The 19,814-nt window shown below is 70.5% G+C and carries 23 protein-coding genes; 12 read left to right on the forward strand and 11 right to left on the reverse strand.

Annotated features, from left to right (window positions below):
• Positions 1 to 6: 6 nt before the first annotated feature.
• Together ACOACQ_RS05740 and ACOACQ_RS05745 are read right to left on the reverse strand one after the other, a co-directional pair.
• Positions 7 to 1,035, reverse strand: coding sequence for a GNAT family N-acetyltransferase (locus ACOACQ_RS05740; RefSeq protein WP_420287816.1), 1,029 nt, complete (start codon positions 1,033 to 1,035; stop codon positions 7 to 9).
• Entirely contained in the window at positions 1,032 to 2,732 is a 1,701-nt protein-coding gene (locus ACOACQ_RS05745; RefSeq protein WP_378596277.1) for an ABC-F family ATP-binding cassette domain-containing protein, read from the reverse strand. The genes ACOACQ_RS05740 and ACOACQ_RS05745 overlap by 4 nt, the downstream gene beginning before the upstream one ends.
• A gap of 275 nt (positions 2,733 to 3,007) precedes the next feature.
• Here ACOACQ_RS05745 and ACOACQ_RS05750 point away from each other — a divergent pair, with 275 nt between their 5' ends.
• Positions 3,008 to 4,363, forward strand: a complete 1,356-nt coding sequence (locus ACOACQ_RS05750) for a DUF222 domain-containing protein (RefSeq protein ID WP_420287817.1) — start codon at positions 3,008 to 3,010, stop codon at positions 4,361 to 4,363.
• A gap of 289 nt (positions 4,364 to 4,652) precedes the next feature.
• Positions 4,653 to 5,318, forward strand: a complete 666-nt coding sequence (locus tag ACOACQ_RS05755; RefSeq protein ID WP_420287818.1) for a hypothetical protein — start codon at positions 4,653 to 4,655, stop codon at positions 5,316 to 5,318.
• Between the two features lie 140 nt (positions 5,319 to 5,458).
• Here ACOACQ_RS05755 and ACOACQ_RS05760 read toward each other — a convergent pair whose 3' ends face one another.
• Positions 5,459 to 6,736 (reverse strand): hypothetical protein, encoded by a 1,278-nt coding sequence (locus ACOACQ_RS05760; RefSeq protein WP_420287819.1) that lies wholly within the window; start codon positions 6,734 to 6,736, stop codon positions 5,459 to 5,461.
• A complete protein-coding gene (locus ACOACQ_RS05765) occupies positions 6,720 to 7,271 on the reverse strand; it encodes a SigE family RNA polymerase sigma factor (RefSeq protein WP_378596815.1) in 552 nt (183 codons plus the stop codon). Before ACOACQ_RS05765 ends, ACOACQ_RS05760 begins: the two co-directional genes overlap by 17 nt.
• A gap of 69 nt (positions 7,272 to 7,340) precedes the next feature.
• On the opposite strand from ACOACQ_RS05765, the gene ACOACQ_RS05770 reads away from it, so the two are divergent.
• The 3 genes from ACOACQ_RS05770 (at position 7,341) to ACOACQ_RS05780 (ending at position 9,218) form a co-directional block, all read left to right on the forward strand.
• Positions 7,341 to 8,009: a maleylpyruvate isomerase family mycothiol-dependent enzyme gene (locus ACOACQ_RS05770; RefSeq protein WP_420287820.1), complete on the forward strand. Its 669-nt coding sequence runs from the start codon at positions 7,341 to 7,343 to the stop codon at positions 8,007 to 8,009.
• 21 nt (positions 8,010 to 8,030) lie between these two features.
• Positions 8,031 to 8,234 carry a helix-turn-helix domain-containing protein gene (locus ACOACQ_RS05775; protein WP_420287821.1) on the forward strand — a complete coding sequence of 68 codons (204 nt, stop codon included), beginning with the start codon at positions 8,031 to 8,033 and terminating at the stop codon, positions 8,232 to 8,234.
• Between the two features lie 318 nt (positions 8,235 to 8,552).
• Positions 8,553 to 9,218 (forward strand): slipin family protein, encoded by a 666-nt coding sequence (locus ACOACQ_RS05780; protein WP_420287822.1) that lies wholly within the window; start codon positions 8,553 to 8,555, stop codon positions 9,216 to 9,218.
• Positions 9,219 to 9,230: 12 nt separating this feature from the next.
• Here the strand turns inward: ACOACQ_RS05780 and ACOACQ_RS05785 are convergent, their stop codons facing one another.
• Genes ACOACQ_RS05785 through ACOACQ_RS05805 form a run of 5 tightly spaced genes read right to left on the reverse strand, consistent with a single transcriptional unit; the run spans position 9,231 to position 12,524 of the window.
• Entirely contained in the window at positions 9,231 to 9,461 is a 231-nt protein-coding gene (locus ACOACQ_RS05785) for a hypothetical protein (protein ID WP_420287823.1), read from the reverse strand.
• Entirely contained in the window at positions 9,458 to 10,138 is a 681-nt protein-coding gene (locus tag ACOACQ_RS05790; RefSeq protein ID WP_378596811.1) for an SIMPL domain-containing protein, read from the reverse strand. Before ACOACQ_RS05790 ends, ACOACQ_RS05785 begins: the two co-directional genes overlap by 4 nt.
• Positions 10,139 to 10,162: 24 nt before the next feature.
• Entirely contained in the window at positions 10,163 to 10,762 is a 600-nt protein-coding gene (locus tag ACOACQ_RS05795) for a class I SAM-dependent methyltransferase (protein ID WP_420287824.1), read from the reverse strand.
• Positions 10,759 to 11,592 carry a tRNA pseudouridine(38-40) synthase TruA gene (gene truA / locus ACOACQ_RS05800; RefSeq protein ID WP_378596808.1) on the reverse strand — a complete coding sequence of 278 codons (834 nt, stop codon included), beginning with the start codon at positions 11,590 to 11,592 and terminating at the stop codon, positions 10,759 to 10,761. The genes ACOACQ_RS05795 and truA overlap by 4 nt, the downstream gene beginning before the upstream one ends.
• A gap of 17 nt (positions 11,593 to 11,609) precedes the next feature.
• On the reverse strand, positions 11,610 to 12,524 hold the full coding sequence (locus ACOACQ_RS05805) for a PfkB family carbohydrate kinase (RefSeq protein WP_420287825.1): 915 nt from the start codon (positions 12,522 to 12,524) through the stop codon (positions 11,610 to 11,612).
• A 48-nt stretch (positions 12,525 to 12,572) separates the two neighbouring features.
• Here ACOACQ_RS05805 and xseA point away from each other — a divergent pair, with 48 nt between their 5' ends.
• Together xseA and ACOACQ_RS05815 are read left to right on the forward strand one after the other, a co-directional pair.
• Positions 12,573 to 13,805 carry an exodeoxyribonuclease VII large subunit gene (gene xseA, locus ACOACQ_RS05810; RefSeq protein ID WP_378596805.1) on the forward strand — a complete coding sequence of 411 codons (1,233 nt, stop codon included), beginning with the start codon at positions 12,573 to 12,575 and terminating at the stop codon, positions 13,803 to 13,805.
• Positions 13,802 to 14,014 carry an exodeoxyribonuclease VII small subunit gene (locus ACOACQ_RS05815; RefSeq protein WP_420287826.1) on the forward strand — a complete coding sequence of 71 codons (213 nt, stop codon included), beginning with the start codon at positions 13,802 to 13,804 and terminating at the stop codon, positions 14,012 to 14,014. The genes xseA and ACOACQ_RS05815 overlap by 4 nt, the downstream gene beginning before the upstream one ends.
• Positions 14,015 to 14,023: 9 nt before the next feature.
• Here ACOACQ_RS05815 and ACOACQ_RS05820 read toward each other — a convergent pair whose 3' ends face one another.
• Positions 14,024 to 14,608, reverse strand: a complete 585-nt coding sequence (locus ACOACQ_RS05820; RefSeq protein ID WP_378596802.1) for a DUF4245 family protein — start codon at positions 14,606 to 14,608, stop codon at positions 14,024 to 14,026.
• 110 nt (positions 14,609 to 14,718) lie between these two features.
• On the opposite strand from ACOACQ_RS05820, the gene ACOACQ_RS05825 reads away from it, so the two are divergent.
• The 5 genes from ACOACQ_RS05825 (at position 14,719) to glpX (ending at position 18,774) form a co-directional block, all read left to right on the forward strand.
• Positions 14,719 to 15,120, forward strand: coding sequence for a TOBE domain-containing protein (locus tag ACOACQ_RS05825; protein WP_420287827.1), 402 nt, complete (start codon positions 14,719 to 14,721; stop codon positions 15,118 to 15,120).
• Positions 15,117 to 15,872 carry a molybdate ABC transporter substrate-binding protein gene (modA, locus tag ACOACQ_RS05830; protein ID WP_420287828.1) on the forward strand — a complete coding sequence of 252 codons (756 nt, stop codon included), beginning with the start codon at positions 15,117 to 15,119 and terminating at the stop codon, positions 15,870 to 15,872. Before ACOACQ_RS05825 ends, modA begins: the two co-directional genes overlap by 4 nt.
• Positions 15,869 to 16,654: an ABC transporter permease gene (locus ACOACQ_RS05835; protein ID WP_378596799.1), complete on the forward strand. Its 786-nt coding sequence runs from the start codon at positions 15,869 to 15,871 to the stop codon at positions 16,652 to 16,654. The genes modA and ACOACQ_RS05835 overlap by 4 nt, the downstream gene beginning before the upstream one ends.
• On the forward strand, positions 16,651 to 17,691 hold the full coding sequence (locus ACOACQ_RS05840) for a sulfate/molybdate ABC transporter ATP-binding protein (protein WP_378596797.1): 1,041 nt from the start codon (positions 16,651 to 16,653) through the stop codon (positions 17,689 to 17,691). The genes ACOACQ_RS05835 and ACOACQ_RS05840 overlap by 4 nt, the downstream gene beginning before the upstream one ends.
• A gap of 69 nt (positions 17,692 to 17,760) precedes the next feature.
• Complete coding sequence (gene glpX, locus ACOACQ_RS05845; RefSeq protein WP_378596796.1) at positions 17,761 to 18,774, forward strand: class II fructose-bisphosphatase; 1,014 nt, start codon at positions 17,761 to 17,763, stop codon at positions 18,772 to 18,774.
• Positions 18,775 to 18,821: 47 nt separating this feature from the next.
• Here the strand turns inward: glpX and ACOACQ_RS05850 are convergent, their stop codons facing one another.
• Entirely contained in the window at positions 18,822 to 19,742 is a 921-nt protein-coding gene (locus tag ACOACQ_RS05850) for a hypothetical protein (protein WP_420287829.1), read from the reverse strand.
• Between the last annotated feature and the right edge of the window lie 72 nt (positions 19,743 to 19,814).

The following is a 19,814-nucleotide window of genomic DNA, read 5'->3' on the forward strand; positions in this document are numbered from 1 at the left end:
AACCGATCAGGTCAGTTTCTTCTGGAACTCGCCGCCACGGGCTCCGCGGACGAAACCCAGTCGTTCGTTGATCCTGATCATGTGGTCGTTGACCCCTGCATTCCAGGTGACGGTACGACGACCCGCCACGTCGCTGCCTGCCTGGAGGGCGCGATGGTTGGCCACCTTCACGGCCAGTCCCAGTCGGTGGCCGCGGTGGTCCCGATGGACCAGCGTGCCCCACTGGAAGAGGAACGGGTTGTCGCGAAGGGTCTCGGCAAGCTGGGTGTAGGCGACCACCCGACCGGTGTCGTCGAGCGCCACTGTGTGCCACATCGTCCGGCCCTGGGCTGTCTGGAGGGCCTCGGACTCCCGGAACGCCGGAACGTCCACGGCGTCGTTCTCGTGGACTCCTGTGCCGCTCGGCGCCTCGGTGGCCAGGGTCGAGGACAGCTCGAGCCAGCTCACGACGAGGTTCTCGGGAATCGGCCCCGCCCAGGACCGGAGCTCGTAGCCCAGGTGGTGCGGCGCCGCTTCCCGCGCCAACCGTTCCAGCAGTTCGTCGGCGACCGGAAGGTGCAGCTGGCGCTGGATGTCGCCGAGCGTCAGCGTGAAGCCGTGGGCCCGGGCGAACTCCGCGCCCGCGGTGCCGGCACCGTCCTCGGGACTGTCGTGCTGCCAGGAGGGGAAGGCGTCCAGCCGCGTACGCCCCGCAGCCAGTGAACATCCCTCGATGTGCCTGACGAGCTGGCTGCCGAGCCTGCGCCGGCGTACGTCGGGCCGAACGGCGACGTGGACCTCCGCGAGGTCGAGGTTGTCCTTGAGCGGCACCAGCATCCGGCCAGCCGCGACGACCTCACCGTCCAGCGCTCCGCTGAACAGCCGGAACTGACGGCGTCCCGTCGTAGCGCCCAGCATGGGCAGCAGCTCGTCGCGGGTCCAGTACTCGGCGTTGTCGCCGAGATCGTGCCGTTCTGCGGCGACCGCCACGTCCGACCAGGCCGCGAGGCCTGCCTCGTCACCGCGCTGGAGCTCGGTGATCTGCAGCTCGCTCATCGCGTCCGCACCACCCTCGCCTCGTCCCACACGGGATCGTCCGACTCGTAGACCGAACCGTCGGACCCGAACACGCAGAACCGGTCGAAGCCGCGGGCGAACCAGCGGTCGTGGGTGACCGCGACGACGGTCCCGTCGAAGGCTGCAAGCCCTTCCTCCAGGGCTTCGGCCGACTGGACGTCGAGGTTGTCGGTCGGCTCGTCGAGCAGCAGCAGGGTCGCGCCCGACAGCTCGAGCAACAGGATCTGGAACCGCGCCTGCTGGCCGCCCGACAGCGACTCGAACTTCTGCTCCGAGCTCGCCGCCAGCTCGTAGCGGTCCAGCACCCGAGCGGCCTGTTCACGCCCCATGCCCTTGCGCCCGTTCGGCGAGCCGTCTCCGCGGTGCAGGATCTCCAGCAGCGTGCGGCCCGAGAGCTCGGGGTGTTCGTGGGTCTGCACGAACCATCCGGGGCGCACCCGCGCACCGAGCCGGGCTCGGCCGGTGTGGTGGACCGGAGCGATGTCCGCGTCACCGACGGGCTGGTGCTCGATGTCGGGGTCGCTGCCGCCCGTGGCGAGCAGCCGCAGGAAGTGGGACTTGCCGGAGCCGTTCGATCCGAGCACGGCCAACCGGTCGCCGTACCAGACCTCGAGGTCGAAGGGCTTCATCAAGCCGGTGAGCTCCACGTCCTCGCAGACGATGGCGCGCTTGCCGGTGCGGGCGCCGGACAGCCGCATCGTGACCTGCTGCTCGCGCGGCTGCTCGGTCGGCGGTCCGGCCTCCTGGAACTTGCGGAGGCGGGTCTGCGCGGCGCGGTACTGCGACGACATGCCGTCGTTGTACTCGGCCTTGATCTTCAGCCGCAGCACCAGTGCCTTGAGCTTCGCCTCCTCCTCGTCCCACCGACGCCGCAGCTCTGCGAAGCGGGCGAAGCGGTCCTTCCTGGCCTCGTGGTACGACGTGAAGTTGCCCGCGTGCGTCCAGGTGCTGTTGCCACCGCCACCCGCCCCGAGCTCCACCGTCACGACGTGCGTGGCCGTGTTGGCGAGCAGCTCGCGGTCGTGACTGATGAAGAGGATCGTCTTGTCCGATGCAGCAATCCGCTGCTCGAGCCAGATCTTGCCGGGCACGTCGAGGAAGTTGTCGGGCTCGTCGAGCAGCAGCACTTCCTCCGGCCCGGCGAGGAGGTACTCCAGCACCAACCGCTTCTGCTCTCCGCCGGACAGGGTGCGCAGCTCGCGGTACTTCGCGCGGTCGTACGGGAGTGCCAGCGCCTTGACCGTGCAGACGTCCCAGATGACCTCGACGTCGTACCCGCCGGCGTCGGCGTACTCCGACAGCGCCGTGGCGTAGGCGATCTGGGTCTTCTCGTCGTCGGTGTCCATGAGCGCGAGCTCCCACCGGTCGACCTCCGCCTGCGCGCGACGCACCCGCTCGGGGGCAAGGCTGAGGAGCAGGTCGCCGACCGTCGGCTGTTCGGCCAGACCCCGGTCGACCATCTGGCGCATCACGCCGAGCCCGCCCGAGCGCGTCACGACGCCCGCGTGGGGGGAGAGGTCGCCGGTGATGATCCGGAACAGCGTCGTCTTGCCCGCACCGTTCGCCCCGACCAGCGCGACCTTGGCGCCCTCACCCACCCGGAACGCGACGTCGTCGAGAAGGACCCGCCCATCGGGCAGTTCGTACCGGAGACCTGCGACCTCTACGTGACCCACAAGATTTGATTGTCCGTCATGGGGCCAGCAGGTGCGACCGAGTTAGGTCGGTCGGTGGTCGAGGAGCGACGGTTGCCCGTTGGTCGAGGAGGTTGCGCAGCAACCGTCTCGAGACCACCCGGCACGGTGGTTGAGGTGCGAGGAGCGCCAGCGACGAGCCTCGAAACCCCCGCACCGTCCACCAACTCCCCACAAGCCTGCCTGTGGACGTTCGCCTGTCCACAGGCAGGCTCGCGACGCTTCGCGATGTCGGACCTCGGTGATCTAATACATGTATGGATCTCGGAACCCAGCCCTCGCTGACGGGCAGCCACGGTGCCCGTACGACGGCCGAGATCCTCACCGATCTCCGGGCCAAGGTCCGCACCCGCCAGGAGCTGGTGGTCGGTGAATGGATCGACGTCGTGGACTGGGCCACCGACAACGTCGTGACCACCACCGAGGGTGCGGCCACGATCATGGACGGCGTCATCGACACCGGTGTTCCGATCGCCGGCGACGGTGCACCACTGGTCTCGGAGTTCAACCTGATGGAGTTCATCGCCGTCCTCGGCAGGTCCCCTGACGGTGGGCGGGCGTACGTCGGGCGGATCATCGAGTGCGCCTGGCGCCTGCCCGGCATCTACGCCTCAGTGGTTGAAGGTCGCCTGGAGCCGTGGCGTGCCGAACGCATCGCGGACCTCACCCGCCCGCTCAACGCCGACGCCGCGGCCTTTGTGGACCGCCAGTTGGCTGCGGTTGGTGGGGTCGGCTGGGCGCAACTGGAACGCCTCGTCACCGAAGCGGTCATCCGCTTCGACCCCGAACGCGCCGAGCAAGAGCGCCAAGCCGCCGCGGACCGACGGCGAGTGGACCTCGACGACGTGGACGCGAACGGGCAGGTCGAGTCCCACGCGATCCTGGACGCCGCCGACGCCCATGACTTCGACCAGGCCCTGTCCCGTCGAGCGAAGCTCCGCGGACAACTCGGCGACACCGACTCCTTCGACGTCCGTCGGGCCAAGTCTGTCGGCGAGATGGCCCGTCAGGACCTCGGCCTTGACCTGCTGTTCGCCGACGACCCGGAGGTCGAGGAGGTTGCGCAGCAACCGTCTCGAGACCCCGGCCGCAAGGTCGTCCTGAGCGTCCACATCACCGACACCAGCCTCAACGAGGACAACCCGTTCGCGAACCCCGTCGGCCGGTGGGAGCAAGGCCGTGCCCCGGTGAGCACGGCGCAGATCAAGGAATGGCTCCAAGCCCCCAACACGACCGTGATCGTGCGCCCGGTGATCGACCTCGCCGACTGCGTCCCCGTGGATTCCTACGAGATCCCCGACCGCCTCCGCCACCGGGTCGAACTACGCGACCACACGTGCCGGTTCCCCGGCTGCCCGAAACAAGCCACGCGCTGCGATCTCGATCATGCGACACCCCACGGCCAAGGCGGCGCGACCTGCCCCTGCAACCTCGTCCCGCTGTGCAGACGACATCACCGCGCCAAGACCTTCTCCAAGTGGCGCTACGTGATCGTCCTGCCCGGCCACTACCTGTGGACCAGCCCCCAAGGCCACCACTTCCTCGTCGGACCCGACGGCACCCGCGCCCTCGACCCACCCCGCACTGTCGACCCAGCCGACCCCGAGCAATAGCCACCACGCCCCGCACCCCGCCCACCAGCGGGGCCAGCGGCATGCCCGGTGACCGACGGCCCGGGTGACGTCGTACGCGTCACCGCGCTGCATCCGCACTCATCTTCCGCACTCGGCGCAGTCCCGTGTTGGCACTTCACCGCGAGAAGGGGCGACTCCACCGACGCCCCGTAAAAGAATCCAGAAGGTTCTCGAAGTTTCTGCAAGGTCCTCAGGCCGACGCGCTCCTACCACCAAGAACACCAAGCCACCGGGAACCACACGGACCCCACCACCTGAGGAGAACACCATGAACACCACCACCCGCACCGCGCTCCGCCTGCTCATCGCCACCCCGCTCGCCGCGAGCGCCATCGCCTTCGGCGGCTTCGCTGGAACCGCTCACGCCGACGGCTTCGAGCCCGGCCCGGTCATCATCGTCCAGCCGCACGACGACGAGGACCCGAAGCCCGAGGGCCCCGCCGAGATCGCCGTCCCGAAGGACGACGAGGACCCGAAGCCGCAGGGCCCCGGCGACATCGCCATCCCGAAGGACGACAACGACCCGAAGCCCCAGGGTCCCGGTGACATCACCAACCCGGAGGACAACGACGACCCCAAGCCGCACGGCCCCGGCGACCTCACCAACGGTGAGGACGACAACGACCCCGAGGGCCCCGGCGACCTGACCAACGGCGAGGACGACAACGACCCCGAAGGCCCCGACGACCTCACCAACGGTGAGCCGGGCGACAAGCCCGAGGACGTCCCCGCTGACGAGGTGCCGGCCGACAAGGCGCCGGCTGCCGGGAACGACGTTTCCGACGCCGACGACGTCCAGGTCCCGAACCGCATCGACGCCGGAGCCGGTTCTGACGACGAAGGCATGAACCTGGCGTGGGTTCTCGCCGGCGGCGGCGTACTGACCGCAGCAGGCTCTGTCCTGGCCCGCCGCAAGATGACCGCCAACCGCTGACTGCGCTACCACCGACGCGGGCTGAGGAGTGGGGCCACAGCCCGCACCACAACGACGGCCGCCCAGGAGAGATCCTGGGCGGCCGTCGTCCTTCAATTCCGGTCTGTCCTCGCAACTGCCCCCTGCGCGAAATCGCCCCCTCAGCCGTCGTTGATCTCCGCGGCACACCGGTCATCGAAGGTCGACACGCCACCGGGGTCCGTGGTGCCCTGACCGATCAATCCGCCCGCCGTGCTGTCGTAGGCGGCGTATTCGCCCGTGGTCTCGTTGACGAGGCAGAAGAGGACGCCCGGCTGCGTCCTCAGCCGGAAGTAGATGTTGAGCCGGTTGCCGGGCTGGAACGGTGCCAGGTCGCCGTCCTTCATGAGGCTCTCCACAGCGAACATGTCGATCGGATAGTCCTCGCCTGCGGCGTGGAACCGCGCCAGATCCGCACCGAACGCAATGGCGGCATCGGCGGTGGTGCCCGGAACCGAAGCCGACTCCGAGCCCTCCACCGGCTTGCCGGGACCACCCTCCGGCGGCAGCAGGCCGACGTTGAAGTCCTCCTCGACACACCCGCCACCGACCGCGTCAGGAGCCTCGTTGAGTGATGCCCACACGATCTCGGCCACAGCCTGAGTCGGCGCAGTGACCGTGACCTGCAGGTTCCCGAAGGGCCTGTTGAAGCCGTAGTGCCGGTCATCGAGTTGCTCACCTGACCCCTCACCCGCCGCGCCCGGCACCGCGCAGACGGCATAGCCACTGCGATCCCCCTTCTCGCCGACACCCCAGAAAGCAGGGATGTCGTAGCCAATGCCGTTGCGCTCGAACGACACCCACTGCGAGCCGTCGATCACCGGCTGCCCGTCGAGCCGAGCCGTCGCGAGGATCTGGCGCGTGAGGTCGCGGTCGGCGGAGGTCACGTTGAAGATCCACTCATCGACATGGACGTAGGCGGTCCAGTACGCACGGCCGTCGCCCGGCCGCCGAACCACCACCCCCGCAGCATCCAGGGGCTCGTAGGTCTCAAACTCCTCGAAGGAGGTCCCCCTCCCGTCGGCGCACGGATCCTCACCGGGTGCCGCATAGACACTGCGGCTCGCCGCGGCGTTGTCGCCCCCGCAGTCGTAGGCCTTCCAGTCGGGCGGCAACGAGGCGCGGAGATCGCCTTCCGAGATCGTCTGCCAGGCGGCAGACGGCGTCTCGGTCGGATCCTCCGCGATGTCAGGCGACCCGCCGTCGCGAGCACCGAGGGCCACAGCCGACACCGCCACGACGAGCGCGGCCGCGACTCCCCCCACGGCGATCCGCCGCTGGCGTCGTACGCGATGACGACGGCGGGCGCCGGCGGTCAGGCCGGACGCGTCCGGCGCCTCCTCGGCGACGGCGGCGAGCGTTGCGCCCACCTGCTCCTCGAAGTCAGTCATCTCGCTCACCCCTGTCCTGCTCGTTCAGGTTGCCCAGCTCGGTCCTGAGTACGGCGATCCCGCGCGACACCCGCGAGCGGACGGAGCCCTCGCGGACCCCCGTCAACGCCGCGATCTCGTCGTACTCGAGCTGTTCGTAGAAACGCAGGACCACGGCGGTCCGCTGCGCCTCGGGAAGCGCCTGGCAGGCCGCCCAGATCCGCGCCCGTTCGTCGTGCCCGGGACCCTCGCCCGGACCGGCGACGACCTCGCCGCCACCGACGAACTCCGATGGCGACTCGCGACGCCGGAACTTCCGCCACCACGAGGTGTGCGCGTTGACCACCATCCGGCGGACGTACGCGTCGGGGTTCTCGACGCGGGCGATCCGGTCCCAACGCGGCAACGCACGCGACAGGGCGTCCTGGACGACATCCTCCGCATCGGCCGCGTTGCCGGTCAGCACGTAGGCGAGACGCAGCAATGCCGGGCCACGCGCCGCGACCCAGTCATCGAACGCCGGGGCGTCGGTGAACGCGGCCGGGTCCGCCCCGCTCGACTCCATCACTGCTTCCACACACCTCCAACGCTGCAACCCGCAATCCTGTTGCGAGTCTGCTGCAAGGATTCGGCCATGGAGTGGATCGACCTGCTGCAGACGACGACCGACCGGTTCGCCGAGGTGCTGGAAGGCGGCGACCTGACAGCACCGGTCCCTGCCTGCCCCGGCTGGACGCTGGCCGATCTCGGAGAGCACACCCGCTGGGTGCACGCATGGGCGGCGCACGCGATCACGGCCGGCACTCCGGACGGCGACACCGTGGCCGTCGGCACCGATCGGGCGGCACTCGTAGCGGGCTACCGTGCCGCCGCCAGCACCCTGCTGGACGCGCTGCGGACCACCGCGCCCGACGACACCGTCTGGACCTTCGGACCCGAGCCGAGGAGCATCTTCTGGCGCCGCCGCCAGACCCAGGAAGTCACCATCCACCTGTACGACGCCCTCGCCTCCCAGGGACGCGAAGCGGAGTGGTCGATCTCCCCCGAGCTCGCGTGGGACGGCGTCGACGAGGTCGCGACGCTGTTCTACCCGCGCCAGATCAAGCTCGGCCGGACCGCACCCCTGCAGGGGACGGTGCGGTTCGTGGCGACTGACCTCGACCGCTCGCTCGACCTCGGTGAGGGCGAGCCGGTGGCTGAGCTGTCCGCGCCTGCTGCGGACCTGCTGCTGATGCTGTGGAAGCGCAAGCCCGTCGAGGGCGATGCCGCTGCCGTTCTGGCCACAGCGGTTGTCGCACCCTGACCGTCAGCATATGCTGACGGCATGAGAACGGCAGTCGGCACAGGCGATGGCGGCGAGGTGGTCCCCGAACTGGCCGCTGTCGCCGAGGCACGACGGGTTCTTGCCCGCCGCGAGGAGGTCGCCGTGCGGCGGGCGCGCCACGCCGGCCTGAGCTGGGCGGAGATCGGGACTCTCCTGGGGGTCACGAAGCAGACGATCCACCGCAAGTACGGCAAGGTCGGCTGAGCGGTCCCATCAATCCGTAGGTGCCCGGCCCGCTCTCGCCGTAGCCTCTCCCTGCGAGATCAGCAGGCGGTTCGGCGTGCCGAACCAGATTCTGCGCGTTGTACCTCGCAACGCCCTGCGAAGGCACCTGGCAAGGCGCGCAAGCGCCCGAGGTTCAAATCCTCTGCATTGGTGGCGTCGGACGGAGAGATCAGCACTTCCCAGCCTTGCGACCGGAACGGTCGGTACGACGTTCCGGTCCCGCTGGTGGTGTGTCTTCGTCCGGCGTCACCTCCACAAGCTCAACCGATGGCCGACAACGCGAAAGGAGAAGCCGTCATGTCCCTCTTCACCACCATTGCCTCGCCCGGGGAACGGCTCCTCGAGCAACGACCGGGGCACCCGACACGCGCACTCGAGCCGGGCAAGCATCGGCGGCGCCGCGGCGCGACGTACTTCCCTGTCGACGTCCGCGAACGGCTGGAGCAGGTCTCCCCCCAAGAGGTCCTCACCGCCGACGGCGTCGCGGTCAAGGTGACCGCCGTGATTCGTTGGAGCGTCATCGATGCCGTCCAGTTCACCGAGCACACCGCCCAACCGCTGGCGGTCGTCTACCTGGCCGTTCAGGTCACCCTGCGAGACGCCTTGGTCGGCGTCCCCGTGGAGGAAGCCCTGACCGCTGTCCGTGGTCTCGGGCCCTCACTGACGGCGACCGCACGAGCAGCCGCCGAAACGGTCGGGATCGAGGTCTCGGACGTCGCGGTCAAGGACGTCATGCTGCCGGTGGAGCTCCGAACGGCCTACGCCAGCCTGGTGACCGCCAAGCAGCAGGCCCAGGTCCAGCTCGAGCAGGCGCGTGCCGAGACAGCCGCCCTGCGGTCGTTGGCCAACGCGGCGAAGCTGCTCGACGAGCACCCGGCGCTCGCGCGGATGCGCATCGTGCAGGCGATGCCCTACGGCTCGACCCTCAAGGTGTCGCTCGACTCCGAGCAGACGCCGCAGTAGGCAGGTAGCCCGTCACTGCCTGGCCCATTCGGCCGGGCAGTGCTCGTGCTCGCGACAGCAGGCGTGCGGCGTCATCTCCTCGTCGGGCCACGGGTGCGACCACCCGTGCCCGCCGAGCTCGGGGTGCACGCACTTGTAGCTTCCGGCCCGGTCGGGTGCCGCCGCCTGCTGGAGCACGGCGGCGCGCTCGTGGGTCAGCCCGCCCTGCCGGTCGAGCAGCCGCGCCACCTCGGAGAGATTCACTCTGCGACGAACCGCGCATCGACTTGCGCGGAGACCTCGATGTCCTCGGGCGAGAGCTCGAGTTCGCTGGCTCCCGAGGAGTCCTTGGCCATGCCGGCCATGCGCATGTACGGCGCCGCACCGCCGCCGTCCATGGGCGAGATGCCCATGGTGAGCATGCCGGCATCGGCCACCGCGACGGGCCGGACCTGTCCGAGGCCGAGCGCGTCGGCGTACTCCTGGGCTCGGCGCGCGGCGTCCTGGACGGCGCGGGTGCGGACCGCCTTCTCGAGGTCCTGCCGGTTGTTCTCGGTCAGTGCCCACACGACGCCGTCGAGGCTGAACCCGGCCGTCCCGGTCACGTTGCGGCCGACCCAGTCGGTGAGCTTCGTGAAGTCCTGGAACTTCACCTCGAGGCTGATGCTCGCGTGGTGCACCAGCGGCAGCTGCTTGCCGTCCTGGTTCCACGGGCGTTCGGCCCAGGTGCGGATGTGCTTGGTCGCCCACCACGTGACCGGACCGTGCTCGGGGTTGTGCAGCACCTGGATCGACTTCTTCACGGCGTCGAGGTCGGACACGACCCGGTTGTAGACGGGCTTGAGGGCCGGACCCTCGAAGCCGAGCGTGGCCCGGACGGTGCCCCGCTCGGGGCTCTGGAAGGCGACGTGCGAACCGCGGACGGTGAACTCGGTGGGCATGCGCCCACCCTAGACAGCGGCCGGTCAGCCGCGGCGCGTCTCGAGGACCCGGAAGCCCTTGGCGCTGGCCAGCCGGGTGGTCGGGAATCCCTGCTCGCCGAGCCAGCGCTGCAACGAGTCGGCGCCGAGGTTCTTGCCCACGACCATCACGGCGCGGCCGTCGGGTGCCAGCCGCGGCAGCCAGGTCAGCAGCAGTTCGTGAAGGGCTTCCTTGCCGATCCGGATGGGCGGGTTGGACCAGATCTCATCGAACTCCGCGTCCGCCGGGACGTCCTCGGGCACCGACGCCGTGAAGCGGTCGGTGACCCCGAGCGACTCCGCGTTCTCGTTGGCCAGCAGGACGGCGCGCTGGTTGACGTCGACGGCCGTGACCACCGCGTCCGGCACCGCCGCCGCGACGGCGAGCCCGATCACGCCGTACCCGCAACCGAGGTCGAGGATCCGGCCTCCCGCGGGCGGTTCGGTCTCCCGGAAGAGGATCGACGTGCCGCTGTCCAGGCGGCCCCTGGCGAACACGCCCGACCCGCTCTGGAGCTGGAGCTCGAGGCCCCAGACGGCGGCGTACGCCGTCTCCCGCTGGAACGGCACCGAGGGATCGGCGGTGAAGTAGTGCTCGTCGCTCATGAGGGCGCCTCGGTGGAAGTACGGCGGGCGGCGGTCTGCTGCGCCCTGTTGGCCAGTTCGGAGTCCTCGGGATACCGGACCTCTTCGAGCACCAGCCCGTGCGCGGGTACGACGGTCACGCCCTGGTCGCGTCGACGACCGGTCAGCACCTCGGCCGCCCACTCGACGGGCCGCCGTCCCTCGCCGACGGCCACGACGCACCCGACGAGTGCGCGCACCATCGAGTGGCAGAACGCGTCGGCGCGGACGTGGCCGACCAGGATCCCGCTGTCGTCCCGGCGCCAGTCGAAGTCGAGCAACGTGCGGATCGTCGTCGCGCCCTCGCGCTTCTTGCAGAACGCCGCGAAGTCGTGGAGTCCGACGAGGGAGGCCGAGGCCTCGTTCATCGCGTCACCGTCGAGGTGCCGTCCCCAGCGCAGCACCTCGCGACGGCGCAGCGGGTCGATCAGGGCCGGTGCGTCGGCGATCCGGTAGGAGTAGCGCCGCCACAGCGCGGAGTAGCGCGCGTCGAAGCCCTCCGCCGCGGGCCCGATCCGGTGCACCCGGACGTCGCGGTCCAGCACGCCGTTGACGCGGCGCGCGAGCCGGTACATCTGGTCGGGCGCGACGGCGAGCGCGTCGTCGGGGACGTCGACGTGGGCGACCTGCGCCCGGGCGTGCACACCCGCATCGGTCCGCCCCGCGACGGTGACCATGAGCGAACCGTCGGGGATGCGCAGCACCGTCGTCAGCGCGGACGTCAGTTCTTCCTGCACCGTCCGCAGTCCCGGCTGGGTGGCCCAGCCCCGGAATTCGGTGCCGTCATAGGCAAGATCGATCCGCAACCGCACGCGTGAATCGTAGGGCCCTAGCCCAGTTCGGCGCGGGTCGGCGGGTCCGCACCGACCCGACCGACGGTGATCGCGGCTGCCTTGGCGGCATACTCCAGCGCAGCGATCCACTCCTCCGCCTCGAGCGCTGCGATCCGGTCGGCACCGCCGGCACCGAGCAGTGGCCAGAGGTGGTCGATCAGTGCGGCACCGAACGTGTCGCCCGCGCCGATGGTGTCGACGACCTCGACCGTCTGGGCGTGGATGCCACCGGTGCACCAGTCGCAGCCGCACCGCGAGTGCCATGACGCGCCGCCGTCACCGTGCGTCACGACCACCGCCGACGGACCGAGCTCGAGGAGCCGGGACGCCGACTCCCCCGGGTCCTGGTCAGGCCAGAGCGCCAGCAGGTCCTCGTCGGAGGCCTTCACCAGATGGGCGAGTGCCGCCATCCGGTTCACGCCGGCGAGCACCTCGGGACCGGTGCCCGTGATCGCGGGGCGGAGGTTGACGTCGTACGACACCGTGGTGGTGGCCCTCAGCTGCTCCACCAGCGCGAGGACGTCCGCTGCGCCGGGCGCCATCAGCGGCGCCAGCGACGTCACGTGCACCACGTGCGGCGCATCGGTCGGTACGTCGGCGGGCAGCTGCCACCCCACCTCGAACGTGTACGACGCCGCGCCGGTCGCGCCGATGACGGCGTCCGCGCGCGGGCTGGCTGCCAGCACGTGCGGATCGGCCGCGAGGTCGACCCCGGCGGTCCGCAGGTGCCCTTCGAGGAGTTCGCCTGCCGCGTCGGGCCCGTAGGCGGTCGCGATCCGGACCGGGCGACCCAGCCGGGCCAGGGCGACGGCGACGTTGACGGCCGAGCCGCCGGGCCGTTCGACGGGCGCCGCTCCGGGAGCCTGGACCACGTCGAGAACCGCTTCACCGATCACCAGGGCTGTCGTCACGCCCCCACTGTGCCGTCGATGTCGGCCCGATCAAATAGGCTCGCGGGCGTGACCCTGGAGACCTCGCTCGAGAAGCCGGCTCCGGTCCGTGCGATCGCGAACGCGATCTCGGGCTGGATCGACCGGCTGGGTGCGGTGTGGGTCGAGGGCCAGGTCACCCAGATCAGTCGCCGTCCGGGGCTGGCCACGGTCTTCCTCACGCTGCGCGACTCGGTCGCCGACATCTCGGTGCCGGTCACCTGCTCGCGGGTCCTTTTCGACGGGCTCGCCACGCCCGTGACCGAGGGCGCCTCGGTGGTCATCCACGCGAAGCCGACGTACTACGCCAACCGCGGCAGCATGTCCCTGCAGGCGCGCGACATCCGGATGGTCGGACTGGGCGAGCTGCTCGCCCGCCTGGAGCAACGCCGGCAGCTCCTGGCCGCGGAGGGCCTGTTCTCGTCCGAGCGCAAGCGCCGCCTGCCCACGCTCCCCGGCCGGGTCGGGCTGGTCACCGCGCCCAAGTCGGCCGCCGAGCGGGACGTGGTCGAGAACGCCACCCGCCGGTGGCCGGCCGTGTCCTTCGAGATCGCCTACGCCTCGATGCAGGGCCACAAGTCCGCGGCCGAGGTGATCGAGGCGGTCCGTCGCCTCGACGCGCACCCCGAGGTCGACGTCATCGTGATCGCCCGCGGTGGCGGTTCGGTCGAGGACCTCCTGCCGTTCTCCGACGAAGGACTGATCCGGGTGGTCGCCGCCGCACGCACGCCCGTCGTCTCCGCCATCGGCCACGAACCCGACTCGCCGCTGCTGGACCTGGTCGCCGACCTCCGCGCATCCACCCCGACCGATGCGGCCAAGCTGATCGTTCCGGACATGCTCCAGGAACGCAGCCGGGTGATCGAGGCCCGCGCGCGCATCCGCCAGGCCGTGACCATGCGGCTGGACCGGGAGCAGGGCCAGCTCGACGCGATCCGGTCCCGCCCGGTGCTGGCAGACCCCCGCACCCTGCTCAACGCCCGGGCCGAAGAGCTCGATGACTGGCGGATCCGGATCCGCCGCCAGCTCGAGACCCGACTCGACCGGGCGGCCGACGACATCGACCACCGGCGGGCGCGGGTCAAGGCGCTCTCCCCGCTGGCCACCCTGCAGCGCGGATATGCCGTGCTCCAGGACGCCGACGGCCACGTCGTGACCTCGGCCATCGACATCGCCCCCGGCGCCTCCCTCACGGTCCGCGTCGCCGACGGCCGGATCAACGCCACCGCCACCACGACCGAACTGATCGAGGAGAACCCGTGAGTGAATCGCCTGACGAGACCCCGTCCTACGAGGACGCCCGGGCCGAACTGGTCGAGGTGGTTCGGCAGCTCGAGGCCGGCGGCACCACGCTGGAGGAGTCGCTCACGCTCTGGGAGCGCGGCGAGAAGCTGGCCACGATCTGCCAGGACTGGATCGACGGCGCACGGGCCCGGCTCGACGCCGTGCTCGAGGCTGCCGACGAGGACTGACCCGCCGGGTCAGTTCTTGATCGGCTCGGTGGTCAAGCTGTCGACGACGACCTGGAGGTCCCCGGCCGAGGCCGACCCGAACACCAGCAGCGAGTCGTCGCCGAGCTCGGCGGCGAACGCGGTGTCACCACCGTCGTCGGTGTAGCCCTTCCAATCACGCACGACCGGCGCGGTCACGCTGGCAGGAACGGTGTAGGCGTCGGCGACCTGCGTCTCCTCGTCCACCCACTTCGCCAGCAGCGCCGGGATCGTCGAGTCCTCCTGACGGACGCCGACGAAGTCGCCGTCGTCGGTCAGCAGGCGGACCATGAAGACCGGGTCGTCGCCGGGAACGATGTCGACACCCGTCGCGATCCAGCCGTCGGGAAGGGTCGCGGGATAGACCGGCGTGAGCCCGGCCTGCTGCGCCGATGCGATGGTCCCGGCGTAGTCGATCGCCTCGGGCTTGATCACCAGGTCGTGCCGGAAGGCGCCGGTGAAGTACAGCAGCGCTCCGAGGCCGATCACGGTCACGACCAGCGAGGTCACCAGGCCGGCGGCGGATCGCTGGTAGCGGCCGGCCTTTCCGGTGGGCTCTGTCTTCGGGGTGCTCATGACGGGTCAAGTATCCCGGCGGCTCCTCGACGGACGGCAGTCGGGGACGTCGTACACGCAAATGCGCCCCCTCTGGCCCAAAACAGACGCAGATGCGAGAGAATGCACGCATGAGCGACTATCGCGTGGCCGAGGCAGCCGAGCTCCTCGGCGTCAGCACCGACACCGTGCGGCGCTGGATCGACGCCGGCCGGGTGCCGAGCAGCACCGCCGACGGCCGCACCGCCATCGCGGGAACCGACCTCGCGGCACTTGCCACCTCCCTGCTCGACGACGCCGAGCACGACCGCACCCGCGCCGGAGAGGTCAGCGCCCGCAACCGGATGACCGGCATCGTCACCCGGGTCGTCACCGACACCGTGATGGCCCAGGTGGAGATGGTGTGCGGCCCGTACCGCGTCGTGTCCCTCATGAGCACCGAGGCCGCCCTCGAGCTCGGCCTCGAGCCGGGCGTCCGCGCGATCGCCTCGGTGAAGTCCACCAACGTCGTCGTCGAGAGGCCGGTCCGATGACGCGGGTCCTGGCGTTGCTGCTCCTTCTCCTGGCCCTGCCCCTGGCGGCCTGCGGGAACGACGACGGCGAGAAGGAGACGCTCACCGTCTTCGCTGCGGCGTCGCTGACCACGACCTTCGAACAGCTCGAGAAGCAGTACGAGGACGACCACCCGGACGTCGACGTCAGGCTCTCCTTCGCCGGTTCGTCCGACCTGGTCGCCCAGATCACCGAGGGCGCCGAGGCCGATGTCTTCGCGTCGGCCGACGACAAGAACATGGCCAAGCTGGTCGAGGCCGACCTCGCCGCGGGCGACCCGGCCGAGTTCGCGACGAACACCCTGGTCATCGCCGTGCCGCCGGGCAACCCGGCCGGGGTGAAGACACTCGCGGACCTGGCCAGGGACGACCTCCAGCTCGTCCTCTGCGCACCCGAGGTGCCCTGTGGCAACGCCGCCAGGACGGTCGCCGACGGTGCCGGACTGACGCTCGAGCCGGTCAGCGAGGAGCAGTCCGTGACCGACGTCCTCGCCAAGGTCGAGAGCGGCGAGGCCGACGCCGGACTGGTCTACGTCACCGACGTGAAGGGCGCCGGCGACAAGGTCGAGGGCATCGAGCTCCCCGAGGCCGCCTCGGCCGTCAACCACTACCCGCTGGTCGTGGTCGAGGGCTCGGACCACGCCGACCTCGCTCAGGAATGGGTCGACCTGGTCCTCGGCGCCGAGGGCCAGCAGGTGTTCGCCGACGCCGGGTTCGGACCGCCGGCGTCATGACTCGTACTCGCCACGTCGGCCTGCCGCGCTGGGTGTTCATCCCGGCGCTGTTGGCCGTCGTGTTCGTGGTGCTCCCGGTGGCCTCGCTGGCCACCCGCATCAACTGGGCGGACTTCGGTTCGCTGATCACCTCCGACGCGGCGATGTCCGCGCTCGGCCTGAGCATCCGCACGTCCGCCGCCAGCACCCTGCTGTGCCTGCTGTTCGGCGTCCCCCTCGCGGTGGTGCTCGCGCGCAGCGAGTTCCGTGGGCTGGGGCTGCTCCGCTCGGTCGTCCTGCTGCCCCTTGTCCTGCCTCCCGTCGTCGGCGGCATCGCCCTGCTCGCCACCTTCGGCCGCCAGGGCCTGCTCGGTGAGCACCTCGAGGCCTTCGGGGTGCGCATCGCGTTCACCTCCATCGCGGTCGTCCTCGCCCAGACCTTCGTCTCCCTGCCCTTCCTGGTGGTCAGCCTCGAAGGGGCGCTGCGCACCGCTGGAGAGAAGTACGACGTCGTGGCCGCCTCGCTCGGCGCAGCACCCACCACCGTGCTGCGCCGCGTCACGCTGCCCCTGGTCCTCCCCGGCCTCGCCTCGGGCGCGGTGCTGGCCTTCGCCCGCTCCCTCGGCGAGTTCGGCGCGACGATCACCTTTGCCGGCAGCCTCGAGGGCACCACCCGGACCCTGCCGCTGCTGATCTACAACCTCCGCGCGACCGACGCCGACGCTGCCGTGGCGATGTCCCTGCTGCTCGTCGTGGTTGCCGTCCTGGTCATCGGCCTGGTCCGTCCTCGGGCGGCATCATGAGTGCCCTCATCGAGGCCACCGTCGCCGACCGCGGCGTCGACATCGCCTTCGAGGTCGCCGAGGGCGAGACCGTCGCGCTGCTCGGCGCCAACGGCGCCGGGAAGTCCACCGCACTGGCCGTGCTCGCCGGCCTGCTCCGGCCCGACACCGGCCGTGTCGTGATCGGCGGCGAGGAGGTCACCGGACCGGACCGCTGGGTCCGGCCCCACGCCCGCCGCACCGCCCTGCTGGCCCAGGAGGCGCTGCTCTTCCCCCACCTGAGCATCCTCGACAACGTCGCGTTCGGTCCCCGCAGCACCGGCGCCAGCCGACGGGAGGCACGCACCACGGCCGAACGCTGGCTCGCCGAGGTCGACGCCGGCGACCTGGCCGGCCGGCGACCCGCGCAGCTCTCCGGTGGCCAGGCCCAGCGCGTCGCCGTCGCCCGCGCCCTCGCGGCCGAGCCCCGGCTGCTGCTGCTCGACGAACCGATGGCCGCGCTCGACATCTCCGTCGCGCCCGCGCTGCGCCAGCTGCTCCGCAGGGTCCTCGCCGACCGCACCACCGTGATCGTCACCCACCACGTCCTCGACGCCCTGCTCCTGGCCGACCGGGTCGTGGTGATGGAGGGCGGTCGGATCGCGGAACAGGGCCCGGCGGACGTCGTACTCTCCCGGCCGCGGAGCGCGTTCGCCGCCCGCTTCGCCGGCCTGAACCTGGTGTCCGGCCTCGCCACCCCCGAAGGCGTACGACGACCCGACGGCACCGTGCTGCACGGCACCGCCGCCGACCCCGCACCATTCGACGGCTCCGCCGCCGTGGCCGTCTTCCGGCCCTCCGCCGTCGCCGTGCACCGCGACGCACCAGGGGGCAGTCCGCGCAACGCGATCCCGGTGCAGATCACCGAGCTCGAACCCGTCGGCGACGTGGTGCGGGTCCGCGCCGGAGACCTCGCCGCCGACGTGACGCTCGCGTCGGTGGCGGAGCTCGGGCTGGCCCCCGGGATGATCGCGACGTTCGTGGTCAAGGCGACCGAGGTCGACGTCTACGCGCACTAGCACCGAGACGTTGTCCGGCACGCCCTCCAAAGTCACGACTGGACGCTTCGTCCAGATAGGGTTCGCCCCATGAACGACGCCCTCACCGTGGAGCCGCCCGCACCCGACCGCAACCTCGCCCTCGAGCTGGTGCGCGTCACGGAGGCCGCCGCGATGGCAGCGGGCCGCTGGGTCGGCCGGGGCGACAAGAACGGCGCCGACGGCGTGGCCGTGCAGGCCATGCGCGTGATGATCTCGACCATCGGCATGAACGGCACCGTCGTCATCGGCGAGGGCGAGAAGGACAACGCCCCGATGCTCTACAACGGCGAGCAGGTCGGCGACGGCACCGGACCCGAGTGCGACGTCGCGGTCGACCCGATCGACGGCACCACCCTGACCGCGAAGGGCATGGCCAACTCCATCGCCGTCCTCGCCGTCTCGCCGCGCGGCACCATGTACGACCCGTCCGCGGTGTTCTACATGGAGAAGCTGGTCACCGGACCGGAGGCAGCCGACGTCGTCGACATCCGCTACCCCGTCGCCGAGAACATCCACCAGGTTGCCAAGGCCAAGGGTTCCAACCCGTCCGACGTCACGGTCGTGCTGCTCGACCGCCCGCGCCACGACCAGCTGGTCGAGGACATCCGGGCCACCGGTGCGCGGATCAAGTTCATCTCCGACGGCGACGTCGCCGGCGCCATCATGGCCGCCCGCGCGGACACCGGCATCGACCTGATGCTCGGCATCGGCGGAACTCCCGAAGGCATCATCGCGGCCTGCGCGATGAAGGCCCTCGGCGGCACCATCCAGGGCCGGCTCTGGCCGACCGACGACGAGGAGCGCCAGCGCGCCATCGACGCCGGCCACAACCTCGACCCCGACTTCATCCTCACCACCGACACCCTGGTCACCGGCGACGACTGCTTCTTCGTCGCGACCGGCATCACCGATGGCGAGCTGGTCCGCGGCGTGCGTTACCGCGCCGGCGGCGCCACCACCCAGTCCCTGGTGATGCGCTCGCGCAGCGGCACGATCCGCACCATCACCTCGGAGCACCAGCTCTCGAAGCTGCGCGGCTACTCCAGCATCGCGTTCGACTGACGCCTGCTCGTAGTCCGATCCACCCAACGGCGAGCGACGGGGCGCGATCAGGCAGCGTCGCACCGCCGGCACGGCAGTTCGGTGGATCGCTGTGCGAGGAGCACGGTCTGCGTGAGGACCAGGCGGACGTAGTCGGGGTCGAACATGACGTCCTCCCACGCAAACCGCAGCACCCACCAACCGTCGATCACGAGCAGGTTGTAGCGCCGAGCGTCACGACGCAGGGCCGCCCTCCCGCCATGCCACTCGAACGAGTCCGCTTCGGCGATGATCCTGTTGTCGCGATCGACCAGGTCGGGGCGCACCGGTCCCTCGTGGCTCTCGATCCACACCTGAGGCACCATGCCCAGACCGGGCACGGTCGAACAGATGTGGCGAAGCACCGACTCGAACGGGTTGGCGGCCTGGTCGCTGGCGGCGCTCACCACTTCCCGGAGCTGTCGGCTGCCCGGGCCACGAGCCGACGCCGCCACGCGCCGCAGCAGGGACCACTCCCCGGCGCGGGCAGCGGAGTCCGCGATGGCCAGCGCCTCATCTGGCGGCAGCGTTCGCAGGCACTGCATCAGCGTCACCTCCTTCGAGGTGACGATCCCCGCCTCGATCTCCGAAGGATGCAGGTCGCAGCGATGCCACTGCGCCCGACCGACGAGGTCCGGCGCAACCTGGCGTCCGCGCGCCAGGGTCACGTGCGGGAGCTCAGGCACGGCCTTGACCGCCCATCCATGCCACAGTGCCGCACTCGTCAGGCTGAGCACGCCGCGCGCAGACGCGGCGACGGACAAGGCATCATCGACGTCCGGGAGCCCGTACACGCCGCGGGCGAGTTGTCTGATCCACCCCTCGCGTCGCCCGCGGTCGACATGGCGTCGTGACGTGCTTCGTATCAAGGTGGCGCGGGACGCCACTCCTCCGAGGGCCTTCAGCGCATGCAGGAGGACCGATCGATCGTCGGCGGTCTCCTCGCGCACCGGATGATCGTCACATCGCAGCGACTTCCTTGCAGTTGGCCATCCACAGGCTCGTCCACGGATCCACCGAAG

This window comes from Nocardioides sp. CPCC 206347 (genome assembly GCF_048654605.1).
Classification (GTDB): domain Bacteria; phylum Actinomycetota; class Actinomycetes; order Propionibacteriales; family Nocardioidaceae; genus Nocardioides.